This window comes from Enterobacter sp. PGRG2 (assembly GCF_030291195.1).
In the GTDB taxonomy this organism is placed as follows: domain Bacteria; phylum Pseudomonadota; class Gammaproteobacteria; order Enterobacterales; family Enterobacteriaceae; genus Enterobacter_D.
The window spans coordinates 1200754-1217745 of record NZ_CP127837.1 but is presented as its reverse complement, the minus strand read 5'-3'; the positions used below and the strand labels follow the sequence as shown (position 1 = coordinate 1217745).

The 16992-nt window shown below is 57.6% G+C and carries 13 protein-coding genes; 8 read left to right on the top strand and 5 right to left on the bottom strand.

The window, feature by feature from the left end:
- Positions 1-28 precede the first annotated feature (28 nt).
- From QRD42_RS05220 to QRD42_RS05210, 3 genes are all read right to left on the bottom strand, one after another.
- Positions 29-2152: an alpha-galactosidase gene (locus QRD42_RS05220; RefSeq protein WP_321988332.1), complete on the bottom strand. Its 2124-nt coding sequence runs from the start codon at positions 2150-2152 to the stop codon at positions 29-31.
- A 113-nt stretch (positions 2153-2265) separates the two neighbouring features.
- Positions 2266-3261 (bottom strand): LacI family DNA-binding transcriptional regulator, encoded by a 996-nt coding sequence (locus QRD42_RS05215; protein ID WP_072571373.1) that lies wholly within the window; start codon positions 3259-3261, stop codon positions 2266-2268.
- Positions 3262-3387: 126 nt separating this feature from the next.
- Positions 3388-4788 (bottom strand): carbohydrate porin, encoded by a 1401-nt coding sequence (locus QRD42_RS05210; protein WP_321988330.1) that lies wholly within the window; start codon positions 4786-4788, stop codon positions 3388-3390.
- Between the two features lie 547 nt (positions 4789-5335).
- Here QRD42_RS05210 and QRD42_RS05205 point away from each other — a divergent pair.
- From QRD42_RS05205 to QRD42_RS05190, 4 genes are read left to right on the top strand one after another with little or no spacing between them, the layout of a single operon-like run.
- Complete coding sequence (locus QRD42_RS05205; protein WP_321988329.1) at positions 5336-5782, top strand: PTS fructose transporter subunit IIA; 447 nt, start codon at positions 5336-5338, stop codon at positions 5780-5782.
- Positions 5783-5792: 10 nt separating this feature from the next.
- Positions 5793-7238, top strand: coding sequence for a PTS fructose-like transporter subunit IIBC (locus tag QRD42_RS05200; protein ID WP_321988328.1), 1446 nt, complete (start codon positions 5793-5795; stop codon positions 7236-7238).
- A complete protein-coding gene (locus tag QRD42_RS05195; RefSeq protein WP_321988327.1) occupies positions 7228-8289 on the top strand; it encodes an aminopeptidase in 1062 nt (353 codons plus the stop codon). Before QRD42_RS05200 ends, QRD42_RS05195 begins: the two co-directional genes overlap by 11 nt.
- A gap of 9 nt (positions 8290-8298) precedes the next feature.
- Positions 8299-10029, top strand: a complete 1731-nt coding sequence (locus QRD42_RS05190) for a putative frv operon regulatory protein (RefSeq protein ID WP_321988326.1) — start codon at positions 8299-8301, stop codon at positions 10027-10029.
- Positions 10030-10084: 55 nt separating this feature from the next.
- Here QRD42_RS05190 and QRD42_RS05185 read toward each other — a convergent pair whose 3' ends face one another.
- Both QRD42_RS05185 and fdhD read right to left on the bottom strand, forming a co-directional pair.
- Positions 10085-10297, bottom strand: a complete 213-nt coding sequence (locus QRD42_RS05185) for a YdgH/BhsA/McbA-like domain containing protein (RefSeq protein WP_072571379.1) — start codon at positions 10295-10297, stop codon at positions 10085-10087.
- Between the two features lie 130 nt (positions 10298-10427).
- Positions 10428-11231 carry a formate dehydrogenase accessory sulfurtransferase FdhD gene (gene fdhD / locus QRD42_RS05180; RefSeq protein WP_072571380.1) on the bottom strand — a complete coding sequence of 268 codons (804 nt, stop codon included), beginning with the start codon at positions 11229-11231 and terminating at the stop codon, positions 10428-10430.
- A gap of 190 nt (positions 11232-11421) precedes the next feature.
- On the opposite strand from fdhD, the gene fdnG reads away from it, so the two are divergent.
- The 4 genes from fdnG to fdhE are packed head-to-tail and all read left to right on the top strand — an operon-like array spanning position 11422 to position 16945.
- Positions 11422-14472, top strand: a complete 3051-nt coding sequence (gene fdnG / locus QRD42_RS05175; protein WP_318364344.1) for a formate dehydrogenase-N subunit alpha — start codon at positions 11422-11424, stop codon at positions 14470-14472.
- A 12-nt stretch (positions 14473-14484) separates the two neighbouring features.
- Positions 14485-15387 (top strand): formate dehydrogenase subunit beta, encoded by a 903-nt coding sequence (gene fdxH, locus QRD42_RS05170; protein WP_088222180.1) that lies wholly within the window; start codon positions 14485-14487, stop codon positions 15385-15387.
- Positions 15384-16019, top strand: coding sequence for a formate dehydrogenase cytochrome b556 subunit (gene fdoI / locus QRD42_RS05165; RefSeq protein ID WP_072571384.1), 636 nt, complete (start codon positions 15384-15386; stop codon positions 16017-16019). Before fdxH ends, fdoI begins: the two co-directional genes overlap by 4 nt.
- The gene (gene fdhE / locus QRD42_RS05160) at positions 16016-16945 is read left to right on the top strand and encodes a formate dehydrogenase accessory protein FdhE (RefSeq protein ID WP_321988325.1); all 930 of its coding nucleotides are present in this window, start codon (positions 16016-16018) and stop codon (positions 16943-16945) included. Before fdoI ends, fdhE begins: the two co-directional genes overlap by 4 nt.
- The last annotated feature ends 47 nt before the right edge of the window (positions 16946-16992 follow it).

Genomic DNA, 16992 nt, shown 5'->3' with positions numbered 1-16992 from the left:
CTACGGGCCGCGTGGCGGCCCTGCATGATCATACGCGTTCGAAACCAATCAGAATGGCGCTTTCCGGATCCAGCACCGGTAAGGCCAGCCCCGCCACCTTCAGCCATTCGCCGCTGACGGTTTGCTCTGTTGTCATCCACGCCGGGAGTTTGCGCATGGTATGGCCGCCCGCCCCGGTCAGCTGAATATTGGGATCGTCCAGCAGCCTGACGCGATAACGCGCGCCGCTATCCAGACCCGGCACCCGCAACGGCATCATCAGGCTGTAATCCGGCATCGCCAGCTGGCTGACCAGAAACAGCCCTTGCTGCTGATCCTGACAGACCACGCCCACCACCTGAGTCGTGGCGTCCGGCATATCCACCCTCCACTGGTTGCCGGAATGAATCAGCCCCCGCCACTGCTTATAGAGCGCGGCGTAATGGCGATAGCCTGCGCGCTCCTCTTCACCGGCGCTCACCGGATCCAGCTCCAGCCCCATGTGCCCGAACAGCGCCGTCAGACCGCGGAAAGCAATGCTGTGCTGGCGGAAGGTGGCATGACAGTGACGATTGCCGATGTGCGCACCCATCACTTCCGGCGGGAAGAAGTAGCTCATGCCGCGCTGAATAGTATTACGCTCCAGCGCATCGTTGTTGTCGGAGGGCCAGAAACGGTGGCAGCGGGTCAGCACTTCATAATCAATACGCCCACCACCGGAGGCGCAGGACTCAAATTCCACGTGCGGGAAGCGACTGCGCAGGGCATCGAACAGTCGATAATACTGGCGGGTTTGCGCATCGGCGGCGGCTTTGCCCTGATGCGCAGGCTGCACCAGCTCGCGGTTCATGTCCCACTTCACATAGTCGATATCATGCTCGCCCAGCAGCCAGCTCATGCGTTCCAGCAGATAATCAAAAGCTTGCGGAATATTCAGGTTCAGCACCAGTTGATGGCGGCCGGTGGCCTGCGGGTAGCCCGGCATTGCCAGTACCCACTCCGGATGGGCGCGATAGAGATCGGCATTGGGGTTGATCATTTCCGGCTCGATCCAGATGCCGAACTCCATGCCGAGATTTTTGACATGGTCGATAACCGGCTTCAGGCCATCGGGGTATTTTTGCTCGTCGAGATACCAGTCCCCCAGCGCCGCGCGGTCGTCATTGCGGCCTTTGAACCAGCCGTCATCAATAATAAACCGCTCAACGCCAAGCGCCGCCGCTTCGTCCGCCATCTGCATGATATAGGCCGGGGAGTGGTTGAAATAGATGCCTTCCCAGGTGTTGAGGTGCACCGGACGCGGCTTCTCCTGCGGAAAGCGGATCAGCTCCCCGCGCAGGAAATGATGATATTGCTGGCTCATACCATTCAGCCCGGCCGCTGAATAGCTGGCGTACAACCACGGCGTCCACAGGGTATCGCCTTCGGCGAGCGCCATTTCTCCCGGCAGATAGAGCGCCTCCGCCTGCAAATAGCGGCGGCCGTCAGTTTTCACTTCGCAGCGCATACGGTGGTTGCCGCTCCAGCCGAGATGCGCGCCCCACACCTCGCCCTGCATTTCGCTGAAGGCCTGGCTGCCGGCAATCAGCGCCGGGAAATGTTCGTGGGAGCTGCGCCCGCGGCGGCTTTCCAGCACAAAGCTGTCGTGTGTGAGCGTGGTGCGGTGCGGCTGAAATTCGCGGATCCAGCGACCATGGAACGCCATCACCTCCTGCGCATGCCCGGCTACCGGCAATGTCACCGCCAGGCGATCCACCTGCCAGTTTCCCGCGCGATTATTGGTCAGCCCGTGGCGAATTTTCAGCACGCCGCTGGCCGACAGGGCAATTTCGCTGCGCAGTTGCAGGCCAGCCTGCGCGTCTTCGCTGGTGATGATCAGCGTCTGGTCGTGCTGTTCGACCTGCGTGGTGGTAAACACCGGGGAACCGTCAAGCCCATTGCGGTGGCCTTCAATGCCCGGCGAACCGAAGAGGCCATGGCCCGGCTCCGCCATCAGCGTGATCGGAGCGTCGACGTCCAGTTTTCCATTGGCGACCGGACGTTCAAGACTGGCAGCATCCTGCGGCGAAAAGTCGGCAAGATGCATGCCCCAGTAAAGAATTTCGGCGAACGGACGGGTTTTGATTACCACATCCACGGTGGCGCTTTGCAGGCGTAAAATCGACGTTTCCATGCATCATCTCCTGAGTATTGATGATGTCATCGTTGATCCGAAACGTTTCGGATGCCAACCAAAACGATTCGGATTTGTGATCGGCGTGGGAATTTACCGTAAAGAAAGGTGAGTCAGGCGGTGACGCCCGGACGGAATTCCGGCTGCCACAGTACCTGTAATGTGGCGAGATCGTCACCGGCAATCAGCCGCCGTACCATTCCGGCGATCTGACGGCCCACGCCCTGGCGGGTGGACTGGATCACCGCCGCCACGTCCAGGTCGACAATGCTGTCGGCAGGCAGCCCGTCGTAGACGATCAGCGCGACACGGTTGTCGCCGGTTAAGCGCCCGGCCTGCGCCAGCGCCATCGCCGCGCCGTCGCCGTGGGTGTTGCAGTCGGTGATAATGGCAGTGGGCGGCTGCGGCAGCGCCAGCAGTTCGCGCGTGGCGTTATAGCCTGCCCGGCGCGACGGCGGCATGACGCGCAGCCATTCACGGGAGAGACCGCTTTCATTGAGCGCGTTGAGATAGCCGTTACGCCGCTGGGTGATAAAAGCCTGGGTGTTATTTTCCCCCAGCAGCGCAATACGCTGGTGACCCTGGTCAATCAGATGGCGGGTGGCGCGCCAGGTCCCGGCATGATTATCGAAATCAAACCAGGCGTAAGGCTCGGAGAGCTGGCTGCGGCCCAGCGCCAGAAAAGGGAAACGCGCCGCCTGCAACTGCTCCAGACGCGGGTCGTTATCCAGCGTGTGGGCGACAATCAGCGCGTCCACGCGGCGACTCTGCACCATGCGCATATAGCTGTGCTTGTCCGCCAGATCGTCATCGGCAATCAGCAGCAGGTCGATTTCATGCTGCGCCAGTTCATGGCTGATCTCCCCCACCATATCCATGAAAACACTGTTATTAAGCGGTACGGGATGCACCGGAAATACCAGCCCGACGGCGTCAATTTTGCCCATTTTCAGGCGGCGGGCGAAGGTATTGGGACGATACCCCCGGCGTTGCGCTTCAGCCTCCACGCGGGCGCGCGTTTCCTGCGAAACATCGTCATAACCGTTCAGGGCGCGGCTGACGGTGGTCACCGACAGGCCCAGTTCTTTGGCGATAGCTTTTAACGACATAATTTTCCGTGTCAGAGGCTGAAGAATGCCGCTAGTGTCCCGCAACCTTATCAGGGCGTCCAGCCTCAAAATAAGCGCAAAAAAATGCCTGCGGATGAAGGCAGGCATTTTCTGGCTTACGACAACTCAGAAATAGTATTTGAAGCGCACGCGCGCGCCGTAACGATCGTCGTCGTTATTGCTGCTGTTATCCACCGTGTCGCTGTCGAGAATGGAGTAGTAGGTCCCCAGATAGATATTAAAGTTCTTCATATTCATCACGTTCGGGATCTGATAAGAAGCAAAAATGGTGTGAATATCGTAAGTGCCTTCATCAAGGACGAAGTTGTCATCGTCGCCGATCACGCCGTCATAATCGGTGATTTTGTTATGGGCATAGACATAACCCAGCTCGAAGCGTTTCCACAGGGCGTTGATCCCGGCGCTGAAGTCCTGTTCATCCGTGGCGTCCATGTAGGCGCTGGTCAGGTTCACCACCACGCCGTTTTCCGGATCGGTTTTCAGCCCGTCCCAGGCCATGCGCAGGCCGTAACCGGTGCGGTCAGACTGATCGACAAATTCACCCTGGCTATTAGTGTAACCGTAGGCGTTATTCACCACGTTGGTTTCCACGGCCGCCGCAAAGGTAAGTTCATCCTGCGACCAGGCAATTACCGGGCGCAGATAGGCGACGTTTTTCTGCTGTTCCATTTCACGGCCATGATAGAGCCTGCCGTCACCATCATCGTTATACAGCGAGGTGCCATCTTCCAGCAGCGTGTTCAGCTCGAAATACCAGTTGTCGATCTGCTTGCTCATCATAAAGTTACCGCCTGCATCGGAACGCCCGCGGCCCTCTTTCATCATATAGATGTAGCCGCTGGTGTCGTCGTAGAGGTCGTTGGCGGTGTTGCCGGAATGCTCAACAAAGGTATCCTGGTTCAGCGGGAACATATCAAAGGCTTCGAAGCGCCCGACCTTCACTTGCCAGTCATTTTCCTGACCAAAGAAGAAAACGGCGTCATCAAGATCCATGGAGCCGGTCATATCTGCCAGCGGCTGGGCGGAGAAACCGGCGAAATAGCCGTTATCCATTTTCCGCATGCCGTCAAAACCCACCAGAATACGGCCATTCAGGTCCCATTGTTCATTGGTGGGATCGTTGACGTTGGCATTGGTCATCGCCACCAGGCCATGTTTACTTTCGGCATCCATGTTGAATTCCACGTCGCCGTAAACTTTGATATCGCCATAGCCGGACAGCACCAGGTTCGGCGTGGCGGTATTGTTTTTCAGATCCTCCGCCGGTTGTTGGCCGTTTACCGGCGTGTTGCCCTGCGCCGCTTTAAGTTCGTTAATTTCCGCCGCCTGCTGCGTTTTTAATTGCTGCACCTGGCTTTCTGCCGCCGCCGCGCGGTTTTCCGCTGCCGCCAGACGTTCTTCAAGCTGCTGTAAACGCACTTCAATACTGCTGGTGCTGGTTTTTGCCCAGCCCGAACCCGCAACCATACTTAACCCTATCGCCACTGCCAGGAGTGTTTTCTTCATTATTTGCATTCCTTGAAATAAAGTAGAGTTCGGTGTTGCTGTAATAAGCAACGCCGTGAGGTAATGGATATTTGCGATGAATAATATTTTTTATTTATTGATTAAAACGAAGCATAGAATTAATGAATATACCTACCACCATTCCCGTTCCGTAATATTATCAATACAGGCGCGAAAAATAGTATGCCCGCACCATGCTGATGTAAACGCTTACAATATAAGGATCGTGAGCGGGATAACATAAGCCGTAAAATTGCAATACTGCCCGGCGATAACTCATATGACAGCTAAATAAATACTAAGTTATTTATCAGACTGCTCCGGCAATTATTTATTTTTAATATGGTCGGGCTAATTAAAGGAAGCAGTAACTATTCGGGAAATTAATAATCTCTGTGATCAGCGAACGGATAAATAAACTGTGCCCCTTCCCGCAAATTTACCTTTTTGCTGCATGAAATATGTCATGCCCGGCGGACATATCTCCGCTCAGCGCCCTGCCCGCGGCCCCTTACAATCAGGTGAACGAGATCAACGGAGTGAAAAGATGGCGTACCTCACCGCAGACTGCATCAACCTCAACATCAGCGGCAACAGCGCCTATTCGGTGCTGAAAGCGCTGGCGGATATGGCCGAAAAACAGGGAGTTATCACCGATCGCAACGCCTTTTTACAAACCCTGCTGCTGCGCGAAAAAATGCACTCCACGGGCTTTGGCGCGGGCATTGCAGTGCCGCACGGCAAAAGCGCCTGCGTCACGCGGCCTTTCGTGCTCTTTGCCCGCAAAGCGCAGGGCGTCGACTGGCAGGCCAGCGATGACGAACCCGTAAACTGCTGGATTTGCCTCGGCGTGCCGCAGGCTGGGGAAGAGGATCAGGTGAAAATGATCGGCACCCTGTGCCGCAAACTCATTCACGCGGATTTTATCGCACAGCTCAAACAGGGCGACAGCAGCCAGATCCTCACGCTGCTTAATCAGACTCTGGGTGAATAAGGAGCCTTCCATGGAGACATCGTTACGCCTGGTGGCGATCACCAACTGCCCTGCCGGGATTGCGCATACATACATGGTGGCGGAAGCGCTGGAGCAGAAAGCCCGCGCCCTTGGCCATAGTATGCAGGTTGAAACTCAGGGTGCCAGCGGCGTGGAAAACCGTCTCAGCGATGAGGCTATTCGTGCGGCGGATTACGTCATTCTTGCCACCGGACGCGGCCTGAGCGCCGACGATCGCGCCCGTTTTGCGGGCAAGCGGGTGTATCAGATCCCGATTTCGCAGGCGCTGAAAAATATCGACCAGATCTTTACCGACTTACCGGCGCAATCGCAGCTTTTCGAAGCGGATAGCAGCGTTAAGCTCGGCAAACAGGAGGTGCAGCAGGGCAGCGTGATGAGCCACCTGATGGCGGGTGTTTCTGCCGCGCTGCCCTTTGTGATCGGCGGCGGTATTCTGGTCGCCATCGCCAATATGCTGGTGCAGATGGGGCTGCCCTATACCGATATGGCGAAAGGCGCGCCCTCTTTTACCTGGGTGGTGGAATCCATCGGCTATCTGGGCTTTACCTTTATGATCCCGGTGATGGGGGCCTATATCGCCGCCTCTATCGCCGACAAACCCGCCTTCGCCCCCGCGTTTCTGGTCTGCTATCTGGCGAATGATAAAGGCCTGCTGGGCACGCAGTCCGGCGCGGGTTTTCTCGGCGCGGTGGTGCTGGGGCTGGCGATAGGCTATTTCGTACTGTGGTTCCGCAAAGTTAAGCTCGGCAAGGCGTTACAGCCGCTGCTCGGCTCAATGCTTATCCCTTTCATCACGCTGCTGGTTTTCGGCGTGCTGACCTATTACGTGGTCGGCCCGGTGATGTCCGACATCATGGGCGGACTGCTGCATTTCCTGAATACCATTCCGCCATCGATGAAACTTGGCGCGGCCTTTCTGGTGGGCGCGATGCTGGCGTTCGACATGGGCGGGCCGATCAACAAAACCGCGTGGTTCTTCTGCTTTTCGCTGCTGGAAAAACATATTTATGACTGGTACGCCATTGTCGGCGTGGTGGCGCTAATGCCGCCCGTCGCGGCGGGCATTGCCACTTATCTCGCGCCAAAACTGTTTACCGCGCAGGAGAAAGCCGCCGCCAGCAGCGCCATTGTGGTGGGCGCGACTGTTGCCACGGAACCGGCCATTCCCTATGCGCTGGCCGCGCCGCTGCCGATGATCACCGCCAATACGCTGTCCGGCGGCATTACCGGCATGCTGGTGATCGGCTTCGGGCTGCAACGCCTCGCGCCGGGGCTTGGGGTGTTTGATCCGCTGATTGGCCTGATGTCCCCGGCGGGCTCCTTTTATCTGGTGCTGGGATGCGGGTTGATGATGAATATCGTACTGATTATTTTATTAAAAGGATTGTGGCTGAAACGTAAAGCCGCGCGACAGGAGGTTGCCCGTGAACACTGAATTACTGAAAAGCCTGTGCGAAGCCAGCGCCGTCAGCGGCGACGAGCAGGAAGTCCGCCAGCTGCTGATCGCCGCGCTGACGCCCCACGTCGATGAAATCACCTTCGACGGGCTGGGCAGTTTTATTGCCCGCAAAGGCACGCGCGGCCCGAAGGTGGCGGTGGTCGGCCATATGGATGAAGTCGGCTTTATGGTGACGCATATCAGCGAACAGGGATTTATCCGCTTCGACACTATCGGCAGCTGGTGGAGCCAGTCGATGCTCAATCATCGCGTTACTATCCGTACCCGCCATGGCGAGAAAATCCCCGGCGTAATCGGCTCCGTCGCCCCCCATGCGCTCTCTGAAAAGCAAAAGCAGCAGCCGCTGACCTTTGATGAGATGTTTATTGATATCGGGGCGGAAAGCGGCGACGAAGTAAAAAGCCGTGGCATCGCCATCGGCGATTTTATCTGCCCGGAAGCGAATTTCGCCCGCTGGGGCGAGGACAAAATCGTCGGCAAAGCGCTGGATAACCGCGCGGGCTGCGCATTGATGGCGGAGCTGCTGACCGGCGTGGATAACCCGGACATCACGCTGTACGGCGTCGGCAGCGTCGAAGAAGAAGTCGGCCTGCGCGGGGCGCAAACCTCGGCTGAATGCATCAAACCGGATGTGGTGATCGTTCTGGATACCGCCGTGGCGGGAGATGTGCCAGGGATCGACAGCATAAAATACCCGCTGCGGCTGGGGGATGGCCCGGCGATGATGCTGTTCGATAAGCGCTATTTTCCGAACCAGAAACTGGTGCAGACGGTAAAGGCGAGCGCGATGCGCAGCAATACGCCGCTACAGTGTTGCACCATGAAAACCGGAGCGACGGACGGCGGGCGCTATAACGTGATGGGCGGCGGGCGGCCCGTGGTGGCGCTCTGTCTGCCGACACGTTATCTGCATGCCACCAGCGGCATGATATCCGCGCGGGATTACGCCGCCACGCTGACGCTGGTGCGCGAGCTGCTGTTATCGCTGAATGCCGAAACCGTCCGCGCGCTGGCGGATTTTCACTGAGAACGCCCGATGCTCAACGAACGCCAGCTTGCCGTGCTGGAACATCTGGAAAACCAGCCGCTGACGCTGGCGGAACTGGCGCGGCGGGCAGGCGTGTCGACGCGCACCCTGTTACGCGATGTGGATTACCTCAACCTGACCCTCAGCGGCAGGGCACGCATCGTCACCACCGGTAACGCCACCTGGCAGCTGGAGATTTTCGATCGCGCCAGCTATTTCCGGCTGTTGCAGCGCCACGACAACGACGATCGTCTGCTGGCGGTGCTGTTGCTTAACGCCTTTACCACCCGCCGCCAGCTGGCGGAGACGCTGAACCTGCCGGAAACCTGGATCGGCGATAAGCTGGCGCGTCTGAAACAGCGCTGTGAAAAGCGCTTTACCATCGCCGCACGTCCCGGCGCGGGCTATTTTATTGCGGAGCCGGAAATGAAGCGGGTGCTAATTCTCGCCAGCCTGCTGAAAAAAGATCCCGCTCTGCTGGCGCTGCATGGCCGCTTTTCCACTGCGGGCGACGCGGTGGCGCTGGCGGCGTACCCTGATATTCCCCGCGATTATCTCTCCGGCATAATTCTGGCGGTGTATGCCCTGCGCCACCGGCTCGACGCCCCGCCGCCCGTCGGCGTCAGCGATGCGCTCGCCGCCTCTGTCAACGCTATGGGGCTGTCGCTGCACCTGCCTGCGCTGCAAACCCTGACGGCTATTCTGGATACGCTGCAATCCCGCGCCAGTAAAGTGACCCCGCAGCGCATCGCAGCGTTACTCGAGCAGGTGCGCGATAACCATCCGCCCGCCATTATCGACGCCACGCTGATTGACAATCTGACCGGACATTTAATTCGCTGCGCCGCCACGCCGGTGTGGTTGACGGAAAGCCGCCAGAGCAGCCTTAACACGCTCAAAGCCGCCTGGCCCGCCGCCTTTGATATGAGCATCCGCTTTATCGCCCTGCTGCGCGAACAGCTGGACGTGACGGTGTTCGACAGCGATCTCATCGGCCTCTATTTTGCCTGTAGCCTGGAGCGCAACCAGACCGAACGCCAGCCACTGGTCCTGTTATCCGATCAGAACGCCATCGCCACCATCAACAAGATGGCCATCGAGCGCGAGGTGCTGAACTGCCGGGTGGTGATCGCCCGCAGCCTGAGTGAAGCAGACGAGCTGCTGCACAGCCTGTCGCCGGTGTGCATTATCAACAACAGCCATTTTCGCCCTGACGACAGCCTCAAAAACTGTCTGACCCTCAAAAACATGATCGGGCCTGCGGGCATCGCGCAAATAAAAGACGTGGTGGAAACGGCGTTCATCCGCCAGAACCTCAACCGGCTGTTTCCGTCGCAGGGCAGTTTTCATTATGTGAATACGCCGTCGCAAAGCTGGAGCGCGATCATGCAGGCGGTATGCGGGCGGCTCAGGGCGGCGGCGCGCATAAGCGAAGATGAAGCGGTGCGGCTGTGTGAACGTGAGCAGGAGGGCGAGAATTTGATCGTCAATCAGCTTGCCGTTCCCCACTGCTGGAGCGAGCATCGGGCGGCTTTTTGCGGCTATTTTATTACGCTGGCCCATCCGGTCATCATTAATCACGAGCCGGTGGCGCATATGCTGATTGCCTATGCGAGCGCAACGGCGCGACAGGAGCTGAAAATTTTTAGTTTTCTGGCAAGCGTGATGCATCGTTATCCGGCACAGCGGATCGCGGCATTAGCGGGTTATGAGGAGTTTATGGCGTTGATGCAGGCGTAATACGGGGCGGGAAGCCCGTCCCCGCTCAGCAGAGCAGGGACAGCAGCTTTGGGACTTATTTATTCAGTTCGGCGGTCATGTGGATCTGGTTACCGGTGTAAGCTTCGGTAATTTTGTAAGACGATGCGCCAGCCTGTTGCGCTTTAGCCGCGATTTGCGCTTCTGCACCGGACAGCGTGGTGGCGGTGGCGGTCACTGACTGGGCAGCGAAAGCACCGAAAGAAGCGGTAAGAGCGGCAACTGCAACTAAAGTTTTGATGTTTTTCATGATGACTATCCTTCAGGTTAATTTGTTGGAATAAGGCGTCTCGCCTTGATGTGATAAATACTAGACCTGTTTATCCCCAACGAATAGCGGAAGGATTTGCCGATAAACTTCAAAATTTTTGACGTTCTTTTCAGAGGCCTTTCAGGCGCTGCGGATGGGTGTAAATCGTCGCCCTGCCCGGCTTGCAAAATCCCACCAGCGTCAGATTGCAGCGCTCCGCGACCTCAACCGCCAGCGTGGTCGCCGCGGAGACGGCAAAGAGGATCTCAATGCCACACATGGCGGATTTCTGCACCATTTCATAGCTGGCACGACTGGAAACCAGCGCCGCGCCCGGCCGCCAGGCTTCACCTTCCTGCGCCCGACGCCCGAGCAGTTTGTCCAGCGCCACATGCCGTCCCACATCTTCATGCCCGCCCGCCAGTTCCCCGGACGGCAGCAGCCAGGCCGCCGCATGGGTACAGCCGGTCAGTTTGCCCACCGGCTGGAAATCGGTGAGATGGCGCAGGGCGTCATCCAGCAGGGCAAGATCAAAGGTCTGGGTAAAGGGCAGCGGCGCGACCGGCTTGCCGATGTCATTGAGCTGCTCCACGCCGCACACGCCGCAGCCGGTGCGCCCGGCCAGCGCCCGACGACGCTCTTTCAGCCCCATAAAGCGACGGCTGGAGAGTTCGATTTGCACTTCCAGACCGTTGCAGACCGGCACCACGTCCATGCCGTAGATCTCGTTCGGCGCCTCAATAATCCCTTCCGATAACGAAAAGCCGAGGGCGAACAGCGGCAGATCTTTGGGCGAGGCCATCATCACCACGTGGGAGATGCCGTTATATACCAGCGCGACAGGCACCTCTTCTGCCAGTACGTCAGGCTGTGAATGATGCAAATCCTCACGCTTCCACAGCGCGACGGATCGTGATCCGATGAGAGCAGTCACATTTTCCTCTTAATTTACGGCACAAATTGTTCACTAATTGTTAACCAAGCCGGAACAGGCCTAATTACAATGTGGTATTCTTGCGGCAATCCCCGCCTCAAAACAGGGGATCCCGTAATTCTGAACCTTTGCGGCGCGTGCCGCAAAGTATAAGTACGTGAGTAAATGTCGAAATAACGAAGGAGTGACCATGCAGGTCAGCAGAAGGCAGTTCTTTAAGATCTGCGCTGGCGGTATGGCAGGCACGACGGCAGCAGCGCTGGGCTTTGCCCCTGGCGTAGCGCTGGCGGAAACGCGGCAGTATAAACTGTTGCGCACCCGCGAAACCCGAAACACCTGCACATATTGCTCTGTCGGCTGTGGGCTGTTGATGTACAGCCTCGGCGACGGCGCGAAAAACGCGAAAGCTTCCATTTTCCATATCGAAGGCGACCCGGATCACCCGGTAAACCGCGGCGCACTGTGCCCGAAAGGCGCAGGTCTGGTGGACTTTATCCACTCCGAATCGCGCCTGAAATATCCGGAATATCGCGCACCAGGTTCTGATAAATGGCAGCGTATCAGCTGGGAAGAGGCGTTTGATCGCATCGCTAAGCTGATGAAAGAAGATCGTGATGCCAACTATATTGCGAAAAACGCAGAAGGCACCACCGTCAACCGTTGGCTCTCGACCGGTATGCTTTGCGCATCCGCCGCCAGCAACGAAACCGGCTATTTATCCCAGAAATTTACCCGCGCACTCGGCATGTTAGCCGTCGATAACCAGGCGCGTGTCTGACACGGACCAACGGTAGCAAGTCTTGCTCCAACATTTGGTCGCGGTGCGATGACCAACCACTGGGTCGACATGAAGAACGCCAACCTCATCGTGGTGATGGGTGGGAATGCGGCAGAAGCGCATCCGGTGGGATTCCGCTGGGCGATGGAAGCCAAAATCCATAACGGCGCGAAGCTGATTGTGATTGATCCGCGCTTTACGCGCACGGCCTCGGTCGCTGATTTCTATGCGCCGATCCGCCCCGGTACTGACATTGCCTTCCTGTCAGGCGTGATCCTGTACCTGCTGAACAACGAAAAATACAACCGCGAATATACCGAAGCCTATACCAACGCCAGCCTGATCGTGCGTGAAGATTTCGGCTTCGAGGATGGCCTGTTTACCGGTTATGACCCGGAAAAACGCCAGTACGACCGCGCGACCTGGAACTACGAGCTGGATGAACGTGGCTTTGCGAAACGCGACACCACGCTGACGCATCCGCGCTGCGTTTGGAACATGATGAAGAAACACGTCTCCCGCTATACGCCGGACGTGGTTGAAAACATCTGCGGTACGCCAAAAGCCGACTTCCTGAAAGTCTGCGAATACATTGCGGAAACCAGCGCGCACGATAAGACCGCCTCCTTCCTGTATGCCCTCGGCTGGACGCAACACTCCGTCGGCGCGCAGAACATTCGTACCATGGCGATGATCCAGCTGCTGCTCGGCAACATGGGGATGGCAGGCGGCGGCGTTAACGCCCTGCGCGGCCACTCCAACATTCAGGGTCTGACCGACCTCGGCCTGCTGACGCAAAGCCTGCCGGGTTACATGACGCTGCCGAATGACAAACAGGCCGATCTGCAAACTTATCTGGCGGGTAATACCACCAAACCGCTGCTGGAAAATCAGGTCAACTACTGGAGCAACTACCCGAAATTCTTCGTCTCGCTGATGAAAGCCTTCTATGGCGACAAAGCGACGGCAGAGAACAACTGGGGCTTTGACTGGCTGCCGAAGTGGGATAAAGGCTACGACGTTCTGCAATATTTCGAGATGATGAACGAGGGCAAGGTCAACGGCTATCTTTGCCAGGGCTTTAACCCGGTCGCCTCTTTCCCGAATAAAAACAAAGTAATCGCGTCGCTGTCGAAACTGAAATTCCTGGTGACTATCGATCCACTGAACACCGAAACCTCTACCTTCTGGCAGAACCACGGTGAGCAGAACGATGTTGATCCGTCCACCATCCAGACCGAAGTGTTCCGTCTGCCGTCCACCTGTTTCGCGGAAGAAAACGGCTCTATCGTTAACTCCGGCCGCTGGCTGCAATGGCACTGGAAAGGCGCGGACGCCCCCGGCGAAGCGCTGAATGACGGCGAGATCCTGGCGGGTATTTTCATGCGTCTGCGCAAGATGTACGCCGCAGAAGGCGGGGCGAATCCGGAACAGGTGCTGAACATGTCCTGGAACTACCTGACGCCGGAAAACCCGTCGGCGGAAGAAGTGGCCATGGAAAGCAACGGCAAAGCGCTGGCGGATATTATCGATCCGGTCACCGGCAATGTGCTGGCGAAAAAAGGCAACCAGTTGAGTTCCTTTGCGCACCTGCGTGACGATGGCACCACCTCCAGCGGCTGCTGGATCTTCGCCGGTAGCTGGACGCCGGATGGCAACCAGATGGCGCGCCGCGATAACGCCGATCCATCGGGCCTCGGCAATACGCTGGGCTGGGCATGGGCGTGGCCGCTGAACCGCCGCATCCTGTATAACCGCGCCTCCGCGGACCCGCAGGGTAAACCCTGGGATCCGAAACGCCAACTGTTGTCTTACGCCAACGGCAAGTGGGTCGGGGCCGATATTCCGGACTACAACACCGCGCCGCCAGGCAGCGATGTGGGCCCGTTTATCATGTTGCAGGAAGGTGTGGGCCGTCTGTTCGCGATGGACAAAATGGCCGAAGGTCCGTTCCCGGAACACTACGAGCCGTTTGAAACGCCGCTGGGCACTAACCCGCTGCACCCAAAAGTGATTTCTAACCCGGCCGCCCGTATCTTTAAAGGCGACGCGGATGCGTTAGGAAAAGCGGATAAGTTCCCGTATGTCGGCACCACGTACCGTCTGACCGAGCATTTCCACTACTGGACCAAGCACGCGTTGCTGAACGCCATTGCGCAGCCGGAGCAGTTCGTGGAGATCGGCGAGAAACTGGCGGGCAAGCTGGGCATCGCCCAGGGCGATACCGTACGCGTCTCTTCTAACCGTGGCTATATCAAAGCCAAAGCGGTGGTGACGAAACGTATTCGTACACTCAACGTGAACGGTCAGCAGGTCGACACCATCGGCATCCCGATCCACTGGGGTTATCAGGGCGTGGCGAAGAAAGGCTTTATCGCCAACACGCTGACGCCGTTTGTCGGTGATGCAAACACGCAAACGCCGGAGTTTAAGGCGTTCCTGGTGAACGTGGAAAAGGTGTAACGGAGACGACCCATGGCTTATCAATCGCAAGACATTATCCGTCGTTCCGCGACTAACGGTTTCACCCCTGCGCCTCAGGCGCGGGATCACCAGCTGGAAGTGGCGAAGCTCATCGACGTGACCACCTGCATCGGCTGTAAAGCCTGTCAGGTGGCCTGTTCGGAGTGGAACGACATCCGTGATGAAGTGGGACATAACGTCGGGGTGTATGACAACCCGGCGGATCTGACCGCCAAATCCTGGACGGTGATGCGCTTCTCGGAAGTGGAGCAAAACGACAAACTGGAGTGGCTGATCCGTAAGGACGGCTGTATGCACTGCGCCGATCCTGGCTGTCTGAAAGCCTGCCCGTCTGAAGGGGCGATCATTCAGTACGCCAACGGCATCGTCGATTTCCAGTCGGAACAGTGTATCGGCTGCGGCTACTGCATTGCAGGCTGTCCGTTTGACGTACCGCGTATGAACCCGGATGACAACCGCGTCTACAAATGCACCCTGTGCGTGGACCGCGTGACTGTCGGCCAGGAGCCGGCGTGCGTGAAAACCTGCCCGACCGGCGCTATCCACTTTGGTTCTAAAGAGGATATGAAAAACCTGGCGGGCGAGCGTGTGGCCGAGCTGAAAACGCGCGGCTACGACAATGCAGGCCTGTACGATCCGGCAGGCGTTGGCGGTACGCACGTAATGTACGTTCTGCACCACGCTGATAAACCGAATCTTTACCATGGCCTGCCGGAGAACCCGGAAATCAGCGCCACGGTGAAATTCTGGAAAGGCATCTGGAAACCGCTCGCGGCTGTCGGCTTTGCGGCAACCTTCGCGGCCAGCATCTTCCACTACGTCGGTGTCGGTCCGAACCGCGCAGAGGAAGAGGATGACAATCTGCATGAAGAGAAAGACGAGGTGCGCAAATGAGAAAACGTGACACCATCGTGCGCTACACCGCGCCGGAACGCATTAACCACTGGGTCACCGCCTTCTGCTTCGTGCTGGCGTCGGTGAGCGGGCTGGGCTTTTTCTTCCCGTCCTTTAACTGGCTGATGCATATTCTCGGTACGCCGCAGCTGGCGCGCATCCTGCACCCCTTTGTGGGTGTGGTGATGTTTGCCTCTTTTATCATCATGTTTTTCCGTTACTGGCACCATAACCTTATCAATCGCGACGATATTTTCTGGGCGAAAAACATTCGCAAGATCATCGTTAACGATGAGGTGGGCGATACCGGGCGTTATAATTTCGGCCAGAAATGCGTGTTCTGGGCGGCGATTATTTTACTGGTGTTGCTGCTGGTTAGCGGGGTGATTATCTGGCGTCCGTACTTCGCGCCGGTCTTCTCCATTCCGGTGATCCGATTTGCTTTAATGCTGCATTCATTTGCCGCAGTAGGGTTAATTGTGGTTATCATGGTGCATATCTACGCCGCCCTATGGGTTAAAGGCACCATAACCGCGATGGTGGAAGGCTGGGTAACCAGCACGTGGGCAAAGAAACATCACCCGCGCTGGTACCGTGAAGTCCGCCAGAAAGAGGATAAGTCACCTGAATGAGTATTCGCATAATCCCGCAAGATGAGCTGGAAAAAAGCGAGAAACGCGCGGCGGATATGATCCCGCCGCTGCTTTTCCCCAGGCTCAAAAATCTCTATAACCGCCGTGCTGAGCGGCTGCGTCAACTGGCGGAAAGCAATCCGCTTGGCGATTATCTGCGCTTTGCCGCGCTGATCGCCCACGCGCAGGAAGTGGTGTTGTACGACCATCCGTTACAGATGGATCTCACCGCCCGCATCAAAGAAGCCAACGACCAGGGCAAGCCGCCGCTGGACATTCATCTCCTGCCGCGCGATACGCACTGGCATAAGCTGCTGCATTCGCTGATCGCCGAACTGAAACCGGAGATGAGCGGTACGGCGCTGGCGGTGATAGAGAATCTGGAAAAAGCCTCGTCCCAGGAGCTTGAGGCGATGGCCAGCGCGCTCTTTGCGACGGATTTTGCCTCCGTCAGCAGCGATAAAGCGCCCTTTATCTGGGCAGCGTTATCACTGTACTGGGCGCAGATGGCCAGCCTGATCCCCGGCAAAGCCCGCGCGGAATATGGTGAACAACGCCAGTTCTGCCCGGTGTGCGGCTCGATCCCGGTTTCCAGCATGGTACATATCGGCACCACCCAGGGGCTGCGTTATCTGCACTGCAACCTGTGTGAAACCGAGTGGCATGTGGTGCGCGTGAAGTGCAGCAACTGCGAGCAAACGCGCGATCTGCATTACTGGTCGCTGGACAGCGAGCAGTCGGCCATCAAAACCGAAACCTGCGGGGATTGCGGTACTTACCTGAAAATTCTGTATCAGGAAAAAGACCCGAACGTCGAGCCGGTGGCAGACGATCTGGCCTCGCTGGTGCTGGACGCGCGCATGGAGCAGGAAGGCTTTGCCCGCAGCTCCATCAACCCGTTCCTGTTCCCGGGTGAAGGTGAGTAAATAGCCGTAGTTATAAAAGCCCGCCCTGTGCGGGCTTTTTTATTGCG